Genomic DNA, 13121 nt, shown 5'->3' on the forward strand with positions numbered 1-13121 from the left:
TTTATAAAATTATGTGATTATCCGCAAAATTATCATAAACGTTATATTATCAACGAAGTCACGAGCATTCCGATGAATGCCACTATCCAGGCTATTACCGTATTGTACAGTACGGAGAAAGCCCCCCATTTCCAGCTTCCGGCTTCATTCGCTATTGCCGAAACGGTAGCTATGCATGGACAGTACAGAAGTATGAATATCATGAACGCCACGGCCGAAGGGAGGGTGAAATCCCCTGATGAGGCGAGTTTTTCCGAGAGGCCTTCCCCCTCTTCTTCGGAGTTGTAAAGCACTCCGAGGGTCGATGCCACGACTTCTTTTGCCGGTATTCCGGCCACGAGGGCAACTCCGGCTTTCCAGTTGAGTCCCAACGGTTTCAGTACGGGTTCTATGCCACGGCCGAGCCTGTCGAGATACGAATAGTGCCCGGTTTCCGTGCCGGTACCGTCAGTAGAGGAGGCTTCGCGCGGAAAATAACTCAGGAACCATACGGCTATGGATGCTATCAATATGACACCTCCGATTTTTTTGAGATACTGTTCGCTCCTGTCCCACATGTGCCTGAGGGTCGCGGCAACTGTCGGTATGCGGTAAGGCGGAAGTTCCATTACAAACGGGGTCTCATCTTTCCCGAAAATGAATTTTCTGAGGAGTTTTGCCGTAATTACGGCGACAGTCGCTCCGAGCAGGTACAGCAGGAAAAGTGCGGTTCCGGCATGTTTCGGGAAAAAGGTTCCGGCGAGGACTATGAATACGGGCAGCCTCGCGCTGCATGACATGAATGGGTTTATCAGTATGGTTATCAGGCGGCTGCTCCGACTTTCGATTGTCCTTGTCGCCATTATTGCGGGTACGTTGCATCCGAAACCCATCAGCAGCGGAATGAAGGACTTGCCGTGCAGACCCATCTTGTGCATCAGCTTGTCCATTATGAATGCGGCCCTTGCCATATATCCGGAGTCCTCCATGAGGGAGATGAACAGGTACAGGATGAGTATCTGCGGTAGGAAAACAAGCACCGAGCCGACACCGCCGATGATGCCGTCGACCAGGAGGTCTTTCAGCATTCCGTCGGACATGATTCCGGAAAGCCATTCTCCGAGCCATGCGACACCGGACTCTATCCATGCCTGCGGGTAGGCGCCTATGTTGAAAGTCGCCCAGAACATGAGCCACATGAGCAGCAGGAAGATAGGGAAGCCGAACCATCTGTCGGTGACAATCCTGTCAATCAGCGAGTCCTTTTTGTTCCTGGCCTGTTTTGCCGGCGTGTATGTTTCCTGCAATGCGCCCGATATGAATCCGTATTTTTCATCTGTCAGGGCGGTTTCGATGTCCTCGTTCAGAAGCCTTTCGGCATTTTTTGAAGCCTTGGAGGCCATTTCTTTCCATTTGGGATAACTCTTGCATGGCGAAAGCAGTTTTTCGACTTCCTTGTCCTTTTCCAAAAGTTTGATTGTCCAGTATCTCGGCGGGAAGTATTTCGGAAGTTCTTCCGAGGCCTTCATCTCCGATGAGATGTTTTTTATTTCCTGTTCGATTACGGCCGAATGGTTGATGTGTATGTGCCTTACGCGCTGGTCTTTCCCTTCGTATACATTGATTACGGTGTCGAGCAGTTCTTCGAGGCCCTTGCCGTTTTTCGCGACTACCGGTATGGCCGGGACTCCGAGCATCCTTCCCAGTTGGTCGTAATCCAGCCTTGCCCCGCTCGCTTCGAGTTCGTCGTACATGTTCAGGGCAATCACCATGCTGTGGCTGATGTCAATCAGTTCCGTGGTAAGGTAGAGGTTCCTTTCGATGTTGGATGCCGCTACGACATTGACTATCACGTCCGGGTCCTGTTCTACGATGTGTTTGCGGACATACAGTTCTTCGGGAGAATAGGCCGACAGGGCGTATGTGCCCGGAAGGTCCGTGACGGTGAAGCGGTAGCCTTTGTATTTGAAGGAACCGTTCTTGGATTCGACCGTGACCCCGCTATAGTTTCCGACATGCTCATGTCCTCCCGAGAGGTGGTTGAACAGGGATGTCTTGCCGCAGTTCGGATTCCCGACGAGGGCTATGGATATGTTTTTCCCTGTCCTTATATAATTCCTTTCGGCGTTTTCGTCTTCGGCATTTTCGTTTTCGGTGGTGCCGGAATCGGCCGGTTTTCCTGTTATGCCGCCCGGATTTTCCTCTTCGTTTTCAGGATATACTTCAATCATGGCCGCCTCGCTTCTGCGCAGCGAAACTTCGTACCCCATGATGTTGTATTTTATCGGGTCGTTGAGGGGGGCGTTGAGTACGGGGACGACGGTTTTTCCCTTGACGAATCCCATTTCCATTATCCTTTTCCGGAATCCGCCGTAACCGTTTACTTTCATGATTATGGCGGACTGTCCGTTTTTCAGCTCAGACAACTTCATCTGCAAATCCTGCTTTAAATAAAATTTCCGCAAAATAAACAATAAAAACCGAGAGTGCAAATCATAATTTGTGGTTAAATGCGGTGCGGGCTATCGCCGATTGTGGTTATGCGGGAAACAAGGGAATCTTCTTGTTGTGGGGAACAAGAAAGGATTTGCTATTTATTGGGAATTTTCACCGTTTTTTTCCGTTTTCCCCCGTTTTTCCCGGGAAAGTGAACCATTTTGCCGCGAATCTGAGGCACTTTCCCGCCGGAAATATTGATTTTACCGCCATTTCGCCGTTTTTTTTCCGGGAAAGTGAACCATTTTGCCGCGAATTCAAGGCACTTTCCCGCCGGAAATGTTGATTCTACCGCCATTTCGCCTTTTTTCCCGGGGAAAGTGAACCATTTTGCCGCGAATTCGAGGCACTTTCCCCTCGAAAATATTGATTCTACCGCCCTTTTTGCCGTTTTTTCCGGGAAAGTGAACCATTTTGCCGCGAATTCAAGGCACTTTCCCGCCGAAAATGTTGATTTTACCACCATTTCGCCTTTTTTTCCGGGGAAAGTGAACCATTTTACCGCGAATCCGAGGCACTTTCCCCCTCCCTCCCTCAGCCCCCCAACACACACTACCCCCAATACGAGGCCTTCGGCTCCTCCGGAAACAGGCTCGTGGCTTTTCCGGAAACAAGCTCACTGTTCCAGTGGAAACAAGCTCTGTCCATCCTCGTTTTTTTTTATTTTACATTTTATCGATTAATGATTACCTTTGTAGGTTGTTTTGGGATTGAAATAAAACAGATATGCTTACACTTAAATTGTTGAGCGAGTGTCCGGACTATGTAGTAGAGAGACTCGCCGTGAAAGGGTTCGATGCGAAAGAAATAGTATCGCGCATCAATGTGCTGAATGCAAACAGGAAATCGTTGCAGGCCGAATTGGATTCCTGCCTGGCGATGCAGAAACAGAAGGCTTCCATGATAGGGGCCCTGATGAAGGAGGGCAAAAAGGCTGAGGCGGATGCGGCCAAAAGCGAAGTGGCAGCCTTGAAGGACAAATCGAAAATGCTTGAGCAGCAGTCGGAAGAGAACAATTCCGAGCTCGAATCGCTTATAGTGCTCCTTCCAAACATCCCGGCGGAGATAGTCCCTCACGGCCTGACGGCGGAAGACAATGTCGTGGTCAGGATGGGAAACACTGTCCCGCAGCTCGACGAAAACGCCCTGCCGCATTGGGAGCTCGCGGCAAAGTACGGTATAATTGATTTCGACCTCGGTGTCAAGGTCACCGGAGCGGGTTTTCCTGTGTACAAGGGCAAGGGGGCAAGGCTCCAGAGGGCGCTGATCAATTTCTTCCTCGATGCCAATACGAAGGCCGGCTATCTTGAGGTCGAGCCTCCAATCATGGTGAACGAAGCCTCGGGTTTCGGTACGGGCCAGCTTCCCGACAAAGAAGGGCAGATGTACCATGCAAATCTGGACAATTTTTATATGATTCCTACTGCCGAAGTGCCAGTGACGAATCTTTACAGGAATACGATAGTCGCCAAGGAAGATTTTCCGATAAAACTTACCGCATACACCCCTTGTTTCAGAAGGGAGGCGGGTTCATACGGCAAGGATGTCAGGGGGCTCAACCGTCTGCACCAGTTCGACAAAGTCGAGATAGTCCGTATTGAAAATCCGGAAAAATCCTATGCGGCCCTCGATGAGATGGTGGCCCACGTGGAAAGCCTTGTGTCGTCTCTCGGGCTGCCTTACAGGATAGTAAGGCTCTGCGGGGGAGATATGAGCTTCACCTCGGCCCTTACCTACGATTTCGAAGTCTATTCGGCGGCTCAGGGAAGATGGCTGGAGGTAAGTTCCGTATCGAATTTCGAGTCGTACCAGGCCAACAGGCTGAAACTCAGGTTCAAGGATGAAAACGGCAAGATGCAGCTCGCCCATACGCTGAACGGGAGTTCGCTCGCCCTGCCGCGCATCGTGGCGGCTTTGCTTGAAAACAATCAGGAGGAGAAAGGCATACGCATCCCCGAAATCCTGAGGCCTTACACCGGTTTTGACTTTATAGATTAAGTCCGGTGGAACACGCAGGACAGCGAATCATAATGGGAATAGATCCCGGGACCAACATACTCGGTTTCGGAGTGGTGCTTGCCGACAAGCGCAAGGCGCATTATGTGGACATGGGGGTGGTGGATTTGAGGAAAAAGAAGGACCATTTTGAAAAACTGGAGGCCATTTTTTCAGAAGTGGGTGCGCTGATAGAGCGCTACCGTCCGCACGACCTTTCCATCGAATCCCCGTTCTACGGCAAGAATGTCCAGGTGATGCTGAAGCTCGGCAGGGCCCAGGGAGTGGCCATAGCGGCCGCGCTTTCCAAAGGTGTCCCCGTGTTCGAATATGCCCCTCGAAAGGCAAAGATGGCCATAACCGGAGTAGGGTCGGCGTCCAAGGAGCAGGTGTCGCTTATCCTACAGAAAACCCTTGGCGTGGAATTCGAGCCCCGTTTTTTGGATGCTTCGGATGCCCTGGCGCTTGCGATGTGCCATTTTTACCAGCTTACCAATCCTCTCCTGTCCGATTCGGCTTCGACAGACTGGAAGAGTTTTGTCGCTTCGAATCCCGAAAGGGTGAGGTGACATTGAATGGTGAGGTGACATTGAATGGTGGGGTGATGACGTAGGAAGGAAGATTTGCGGCGGGCGCCTTTTCCGGTTTTAAACCATTGCGGTTCCGGAAAGTCTAAATTGATTGTTTGACATTTTAGATTGAAAGATTGATTTTTGCAGAAGCTTGATATAGTAGCATGAAGGCCAGAATTTTTTTGACTGTAGCTTTGATTTTCGCCCTGTCCCTGTCCGTATACGCGCAGAGGGGGGCTATCGTCAGAATGTCTTTTTTCGATTCAAAGAGCGGCGACCCTGTGGAGTTCGCAACGGCATCGCTGACAGTGAAAGGCAAGGATAACATATACAAATACGTTCTCACCGGTGCCGACGGTTCGGCGGTTTTCACCAGCGTGGCCTATGGGGAGTATATCGTAAAGTGCGAGTTTATGGGGTATAAGCCGTTCGCTACGGAAATCAAGGTGGACAAGTCCGAAGTCTCCCTCGGAAAATTCAAGATGGAGCTGGAGCCCAATCTGCTCGAAGGTGCTGTGGTGACCGCGGTCGCCAATCCGGTCGTAATCAAAAAGGATACGATAGAATATTCGGCATCCTCGTTCAAGACCACCGACAACGACATGCTTGAGGACTTGCTGAAAAAACTTCCGGGCGTGGAGGTGGATTCCGACGGAAGCATAACGGCCAACGGGGAGACCATAACGAAAATAACCATAGACGGCAAGACATTCTTCCTCGATGACCCGCAGCTTGCATCCAAAAACATTCCGGCCAATATTATCAACAAGGTCAAAGTCCTCGAGAAAAAATCCGAGCAGGCCGAATTCACCGGAATCAGCGACGGAAACGAAGAGACGGTAATCGATTTGAGCATAAAACCGGGCATGATGGACGGTTGGTTCGGCAATGTGTCGGCCGGCGGTGGCCTCGACCTTATGAAATCCGTGTCCGAAGACGGAAAGACTTCGTGGCAGACGGATCCGAGATGGCAGGGCGGAGCGATGGTGGCAAAATTCTCGGACGATATGCAGCTCAGCATGATAGTGAATGCCAATAATACGAATAACCGGGGTTTCAATGATATATCGAGTGGCATGATGTCCACAATGAGGGGCGGCCGCGGAATGGGCCGTGGAGTGGGGGGCTGGGGAGGCTTCAACGGTATCACGACATCGTGGATGGCCGGAGCCAACGGCAACTTCAACCTTCTTGACGACAGGATGGAACTCGGGGCCAACTATATGTACGGCGGCTCTTTGCAGGAGGTGGAGGAAGATGTTTCCAAGACCACTTTCAAGACGGACGGGACCTCCCTGTTATATAATGAAAACGGATATAGCATGACCCGCAGCAACGGGCACAGGTTCGGTATAGAGCTCGACCACAAGTTTACCGAAAACACTTCCATATTTTTCCGTCCGCAATTCAATTTCGGGTCGGGATATTTTAAGGAAACTTCCGACTATTCCACAAATACGGACATATCGGCCCTGACCGGCAATCAATCGGACATACTTGAAAGCAACAGCGGAAACAGTTTTACCGACGGTATCAGCAATTCGTGGGAGGCGAGGGGCTTTTTCCTGTTCAGGCAGAGGCTCGGGAAGCCGGGAAGGACACTGTCGGTGAGCCTGGACTACAATTTCAGCGAAAACAATATGGACGGGACAAACCGTTCGGAAACCGTTACCCAGCTTTATGACGACAACTATGGCTTTTTGGGCACCGAAACTGAAGAAATAGACCAGAAGTATTTCCAGTATGAGAGCGGGAACCGGTTGGGAGGCCGTTTCTCCTATACCGAACCGCTTTACAAGGAAAGGCTCTTTCTGGAAGCGACATATTCGATAAACTGGAGCCGGTCGCACAGCGTAAACAATACGTACAATTACAATAAGGCTACAGGCCTGTATGATGACGGCCCGGATCCTGTCTATTCGAGCGAACTTATAAACGAATATATAGACCAGAGGGCAGGGCTCAACCTGCAATGGCAGAAAGACGGTACCGTTTTCGCCCTTGGGGCATCGGCGCAGCCTAACCATACTATGAATGTCACCACGTCGCAGGGAGTTACCGATTCGACTGATTACAAGGTAGTCAATTGGGCGCCTACCGCAAGGATTGACTGGAGGCCGGATGACGGGACTTTCTTCAGGCTTTTCTATATGGGGTATTCCGACCAGCCGTCCTCGACACAGCTGCAACCGTCCATGAACGTATCTAACCCCCTGCTCATAACTCTGGGTAACAACGGGCTGAATCCGACATTCAACCACATGCTCAGGGCCCATTTCAGGTACAGCAACAAAGAGACTTTCCTGACACTTAACGGTATGCTCGGCGGAAATTATACATCCAACAGTATCATAAACGCCACATGGTACGATGCCGCCGGAGTGCAGTATTCGATTCCGGTGAACTCGGAAGGGACTTATTCGGCCAATCTGAGATTCATGATAAATTCCCCTATAGCGAAGTCGGATTTTTCGGTTTCAGCCTTTACAAATGCAAGGTATTCCAATTCGACGAGTTATGTCGGTGCATGGGACATGCAAATCAATACTGAAGACTTCGTTTATGAGGATTTCATAGCCGAATTCCATGAGGCTTTCGCGGACGGTCAGTCTTTCGTGAAGAACAAGACCAATTCACTTTCCGTTTCGCAGATGCTCCGTTTTACTTACAGGAATGACGAACTTGAGGTGACTTTGGGGGCCCGTGCAAGGTATAACCAGGCCTGGTATTCGATAAACAACGAACAGAATACCACGACATGGAACAACAATGTGAACGCCTCGGTGACATACAGCCTTCCTCTCGGCTTTACTATAGCCACCGATGCGAGGTACAATTATTATATAGGTTATGACGAAGGCTTCAACGAGCCTCAGCTGATATGGAACGCCCATATAGACAAACTGCTGTTCAAGGACAAGTTCACCCTTTCAATAAGGATGTATGACATATTGAACCAGTCGAGGAACGTCTACCGTACCACTACGGACAACTATGTCCAGGATACTAGGAACAATACTCTCGGACGTTACATAATGATATCGCTGACATACCGTTTCGGAGACTTCGGCGGTATGGGGGGCGGCGGTAGCCGCGGCCCTATGGGGCCTCCACCGCGGAGGTAACGTACCTCCTCCATTTTTCTATGAGGGCGGTCATGTCCTCGGGAAGCGGGCTGTCGAAAAACACTTCCTCGCCTGTGCGTGGATGGACGAATCCGAGGGTCTTGGCATGAAGGGCCTGTCTCGGGAGGATTGCGAAGCAGTTCTCGATGAATTGCCTGTATTTTGAATAAATCGTCCCTTCGCGGATTTTATTTCCTCCGTAACGCTCATCATTGAAAAGCGGGTGTCCGATATGGTTGAAATGCACCCTTATCTGGTGTGTGCGGCCGGTTTCAAGTTTGCACTCGACTACCGTCACATAGCCGAAACGTTCGAGCACCCTGTAATGGGTCACGGCGTGTTTTCCTCTGTCGCCGTCTTCGAAAACCCTGAAACGCAGGCGGTCGTTGGGGTCGCGCCCGATATTCCCGGTGATGGTGCCGCTGTCTTCTTTCAGATTCCCCCATACGATGGCGATGTACCTTCTTTCGATGCTGTGGTCGAAGAACTGTTTTGCCAGTCCCAGCTGGGCTTCATCGTTTTTTGCGACTACTATCAGCCCTGACGTGTCCTTGTCTATCCTGTGTACCAGGATTCCGAGCCTTTCATCGTAATTTCCGTCCGTGTCCATGCCGAGATGCCATGCAAGGGCGTTCACGAGCGTGCCGCTGAAATGTCCGTGTCCGGGATGGACGACAAGGCCGGGTTCCTTGTTTATGACAATCAGGTCTTCGTCTTCATAGACTATGTTCAAAGGGATGTTTTCCGGCCTGATTTCCCATTCGTGCCTTTCGTATGGCATCATCAGCGTGATGATGTCGCCGGGTTTTACTATATAATTGGATTTTACTGTTTCATCGTTTACCCGGATGAATTCCTGCTTGATGGCAAGCTGTATCCTGTGCCTTGAAGTGTTCTCCAGATGCGATGCGAGGTATTTGTCTATGCGCATCAATGACTGGCCTTTGTCTACGGCAAGCCTGAAATGCTCGAACATTCCCGCCTGGCCTTCTTCCTTTCCGAAGATGTCGAGCCCTTCTTCGAGCCCTTCTTCGAGCCCTTCATCAAGGCCGTCCGTCCCTTCCAACCCATCGAATATATCATTCATTGCCGTCAGTCGTTTTCTTCGTCAGACAATGCGTTTTCACCATCTTCGGTCCTTACCGGTATTTTCGAAATATCGGTCGTAAGGTAGATTATGGCTTCGGCCCCAAAAGGTATGGAATATTCGGACGGTTCAGGTATCTGTTTGTATATCACTGCCTTTATGGAATCTTCGTTTGTCCTTACAGTGTTGTCGTATATGATTTCCCCGATATTGAGTGAACTTTCCAGCAACAGTTCCACTGCATTGCGTGCGTTCATTCCAAGCATGTCAGGTATGAATGTGGCGTTGTCGGAAGGGTTGAGGCCTAAAACCAGGTCTATTGTGGAGCCGGTACGTATCCTGCTTCCAGGGGCGATTTCCCTGCCTTTGTGCATCTGTCCAAGCACATTGTTGGTAGCAATGTCTTTTTCGTATATCAGTTTTCCCGTATTCAGGCCTATCGTGGAAAGTTCCGCCCGCGCCTGTCTCATCGAAAGCCCTTCGAGATTAGGCATAAGGACGGTTTTCGGCATATATGCGTTTATCGTGAGCCTTATTTTCCTTCCCTTCTTTACTGCACTGCCTGCTTTCGGAACCTGCCTGTATACCGCTCCAGGCTTCAGTCCGGACACGTATATGGAGTCGATCACTTCGACCGTCATGTCGTTAAGCGCCGCCCCGGCAGTTGCTTCGGCGATGCTCATCCCGTAAAAATCAGGGACTTCAAGCTCTTTGCCGTGCCGTGTATAAATGTTCAGGAATATTATGGCTCCGGCAATCAGCAGTCCGATGGCCAGTATTGCCGACAATAGATTCTTCACTATCCAGTTTTTGAAAATGTTTTTGCCCATAAAACCCGTTTTTTAGGATAAACTCGCTTTTGACGAGTTGCAAAGATAGGAAAAATTTATACTTTTGCCTTGTACTAATCGATAAAGGTCATGAAAGGTTTGAAACTTGTTGCAATCCTGCTGTGTCTGTGTCTTGTCTCAGGCTCATGCGGGAATATGGGCCGCGGCGGGGCGGATTTCGTTAAGGTAGAGGAAGGAAAATTCGTCAAGGACGGGAAACCCTATTATTTCATAGGCGCCAATATGTGGTATGCAGCGTTGCTCGCTTCCGAAGGCGAGGGGGGAGACCGGGAACGGCTGGCCGTGGAACTTGACAGCCTTCAGGCAATGGGTGTGGACAACATAAGGGTGATAGTGGGGTCGGACGGCCCGCATGGCGTAAGGACCAAGTTCGAGCCTGTCATGCAGACCTCCCCGGGCGTGTATAATGATACTTTGCTGCAAGGACTTGATTATCTGATGGCGGATTTGGGCAGGAGAGGCATGAAAGCCGTGCTATACCTTACCAATTCGTGGGAATGGTCGGGCGGTTTCGGACAGTATCTCGAATGGGCTGGTTTCGGTACGGCTCCGCTCTCGTCGGAACTCCCGTGGAAGGACTATTGCGATTTTCTTACGCAGTTCTACGAATCGGAAGAGGCTGTCGGGATGTATTATGACCATCTGCGTAAAATCGTTTCGAGGATAAATACGGTGACCGGGGAGCCCTATTCCGAGGACGAGGCCATATTTTCATGGCAGATATGCAATGAACCGCGGCCATTTTCCTCGGCCAATAAGGATGCTTTTGCCCGGTGGGTGGAGGAAAGCGCTTCCCTGATCAAGTCATTGGACACCAATCACATGGTTTCAACTGGCAGTGAAGGCCTGTATGGCTGCGAGGTTGATATGGACCTGTTTGCCAGGATACATTCCATTCCCGAAATAGATTATTTCAATATCCACATCTGGCCGTATAACTGGAATTGGGTGACGAAGGAAAATCTCGACAGCGTGGAGATTGCGATTTCGGAAAGTGAAAAATACATAGAAGCACATCTTCCGGTAGTCCGTTCTGTCGGAAAACCATTGGTGATAGAGGAGTTCGGCTATCCTCGGGACGGCTTTTCGTTCGAGCGGGGTACGTTGGTCGCGGCGCGTGACAGGTATTATGAGTATATCTGCGGGCTCGTAATCGAGAGTGCTTCCTCCGGGGGCTGCATCGCGGGCTGTAATTTCTGGGCCTGGGGAGGAATGGCTCCGCGCACACACGGGCAATGGCTGCCGGGGGACGCTTTCAGTGGCGATCCGGCCCATGAACCCCAGGGTTTTTATTCCGTTTACGATGATGATGCGACCACGATTTCCGTCATCAGGAGGGCCAACAGGGAACTGTGATACCACCGCGCACATGAACCATGCCTGGAGCGCGTTGTAAGGCACATTGCCGTGCTCGGTGGTGGTGTAAAAAAATCCGGCCGGAGGTTTTCCCCCGGCCGATGTTTTTAGAACCTGTCTTCTGAAGATACAGTGAGTTTCTTTCTGCCATGACGGCGGCGTGAAGCCAATACGCGACGTCCGTTGGCAGAGGACATGCGCTCGCGGAAGCCGTGTTTGTTGCGGCGTTTGCGCTTGGAAGGTTGGTATGTTCTTTTCATCTCTATTTATTTTATTTATTATCACTGATAATGCGCTGTCTTGTTCCGGCTATGGATTGCGAGCGCGCAAAAACGGACTGCAAAGGTAATGTTTTTAATCCTATTTGCAAATAAAAATTACCCTTTTCTCTGAAAAATACTCTTCGGAGAACCATTTGTCTATCGGAATGGCGGAAATGTTGCTCATAAGGAGCCTGTTCATCTTTGCGGCGTTTGTGAGTTCTTCCACCATGTCGCCGCCTTTCAGGTAGATTATGCCTTTGGTATATTTTCCTTTGATCCAGCGCAAGAACGTATCCAGCGAAGTCACTGCACGGGATATGACGAAATCGTAGCGGCCTTTCAGTTCTTCGCCCCTGACATTGGCCGTGACGACATTTTTCAGTCCGGCGGCATCGGCCACCGCCTGGGCGACTTTTATCTTTTTGCCTACCGAGTCGCATAAGGTGAAATTCACCCCCGGGAGCAGAATGGCGAGAGGGATTCCCGGAAAACCTCCTCCGGTGCCAAAGTCGAGCATGGTGATGTCCGTCCCGCCGGGTTCAAGGGCCCTGGCATAAAAATCGGGGTATTTTTCACGCAGGAATGCGGCTATGGCAAGGGAGTGCAGTACATGGTGCAAGTACAGGTAATCGATGTCCTTGCGTGATATTACGTTGATTTTCGAATTCCAGTCGGAATATGAGGCCCATAGCCCTTCTATGGCCTGGCGTTTCCCGGCATCCATTTCGGGAAAATATTTGAATACGATTCCGGCCCCTTCGGCCCCGGTGTGTTCCATATCGGTGTGTTTTTGTTAAGTTATTTGTCTTGCCGGAAGTGCCATGTTCCGGCCGTTCTGTCTATCTTTTCAGCATGGTTATCAATGCTACTTTCGCCCTCATTATCCTGATTTTTACGGTATTGAGCGGCAGTCCGAGTTCCTTTGCGATTTCCTCGTAACCGTACTCTTTGAGGAATCTCAGTTCGGCTGGTTTACGGTATATGTCCTGCAATGAACTCAGGTGTTTTTTCACCTCTTCCGCCATCTCGACTATTACCATTTCCTCCTCGGGGGTCAGGGATACCATTTCGCCGTTTTCGGCCTGATGGTCTACGGAACTGGCAAAGACGTCGTTTTTCTGTTTTTTCAGATGATCGAGGGCCGTATGCGCCCCGATGCTGTACAGCCATGTCGTGAATTTGTATTCAGGATTGTAGGAAGGCAATTGTTCGAATGCCTTCTTGAAGCTTTCCTGGCAAAGGTCTTCGATGTCCTCTTTTCCCTGGACGTATTTGGATATGTGGACATACAGGCCGTTCTTATGCTTCTCGTAAAGCATTCTGAAGGCATTCTGGTCGTTTTGCAATGCCTTTATTATCAAATCCTTATCCCCTAAAGTCTTCTTTCCCATGCTGAT

Annotated in this window: 10 protein-coding genes; 4 read left to right on the top strand and 6 right to left on the bottom strand. The window is 50.3% G+C overall.

Translation table 11 applies throughout. The annotated features are described in order from the left end of the window. Positions 1–41: 41 nt before the first annotated feature. Positions 42–2411: a ferrous iron transport protein B gene (gene feoB, locus B5F83_RS03305; protein ID WP_087276798.1), complete on the bottom strand. Its 2370-nt coding sequence runs from the start codon at positions 2409–2411 to the stop codon at positions 42–44. Between the two features lie 790 nt (positions 2412–3201). On the opposite strand from feoB, the gene serS reads away from it, so the two are divergent. From serS to B5F83_RS03325, 3 genes are all read left to right on the top strand, one after another. Next, positions 3202–4473 carry a serine--tRNA ligase gene (gene serS / locus B5F83_RS03315; RefSeq protein ID WP_087276597.1) on the top strand — a complete coding sequence of 424 codons (1272 nt, stop codon included), beginning with the start codon at positions 3202–3204 and terminating at the stop codon, positions 4471–4473. Positions 4474–4505: 32 nt separating this feature from the next. Beyond that, positions 4506–5039, top strand: coding sequence for a crossover junction endodeoxyribonuclease RuvC (gene ruvC / locus B5F83_RS03320; RefSeq protein WP_087276594.1), 534 nt, complete (start codon positions 4506–4508; stop codon positions 5037–5039). A 167-nt stretch (positions 5040–5206) separates the two neighbouring features. After that, on the top strand, positions 5207–8167 hold the full coding sequence (locus B5F83_RS03325) for an outer membrane beta-barrel protein (RefSeq protein WP_087276591.1): 2961 nt from the start codon (positions 5207–5209) through the stop codon (positions 8165–8167). On the opposite strand, the gene B5F83_RS03330 is transcribed toward B5F83_RS03325, so the two are convergent. Next, complete coding sequence (locus tag B5F83_RS03330; protein ID WP_087276588.1) at positions 8142–9254, bottom strand: RluA family pseudouridine synthase; 1113 nt, start codon at positions 9252–9254, stop codon at positions 8142–8144. The genes B5F83_RS03325 and B5F83_RS03330 overlap by 26 nt on opposite strands. Before the next feature lie 5 nt (positions 9255–9259). Continuing rightward, positions 9260–10084: a PASTA domain-containing protein gene (locus B5F83_RS03335; RefSeq protein ID WP_087276585.1), complete on the bottom strand. Its 825-nt coding sequence runs from the start codon at positions 10082–10084 to the stop codon at positions 9260–9262. 90 nt (positions 10085–10174) lie between these two features. Between B5F83_RS03335 and B5F83_RS03340 the strand changes: the two genes are divergently transcribed. Then, positions 10175–11461, top strand: a complete 1287-nt coding sequence (locus B5F83_RS03340; RefSeq protein ID WP_143822445.1) for a cellulase family glycosylhydrolase — start codon at positions 10175–10177, stop codon at positions 11459–11461. Between the two features lie 107 nt (positions 11462–11568). Here B5F83_RS03340 and rpmH read toward each other — a convergent pair whose 3' ends face one another. The 3 genes from rpmH to B5F83_RS03355 form a co-directional block, all read right to left on the bottom strand. Beyond that, positions 11569–11721 (bottom strand): 50S ribosomal protein L34, encoded by a 153-nt coding sequence (rpmH, locus tag B5F83_RS03345; protein WP_087276582.1) that lies wholly within the window; start codon positions 11719–11721, stop codon positions 11569–11571. 100 nt (positions 11722–11821) lie between these two features. Next, entirely contained in the window at positions 11822–12502 is a 681-nt protein-coding gene (locus B5F83_RS03350) for an RsmG family class I SAM-dependent methyltransferase (RefSeq protein WP_087276579.1), read from the bottom strand. Between the two features lie 61 nt (positions 12503–12563). Continuing rightward, entirely contained in the window at positions 12564–13115 is a 552-nt protein-coding gene (locus tag B5F83_RS03355) for an RNA polymerase sigma factor (protein ID WP_087276577.1), read from the bottom strand. Positions 13116–13121 lie beyond the last annotated feature (6 nt).

It is taken from the genome of Muribaculum sp. An289, assembly GCF_002159555.1.
Classification (GTDB): Bacteria; Bacteroidota; Bacteroidia; order Bacteroidales; family UBA932; genus Merdivivens; species Merdivivens faecigallinarum.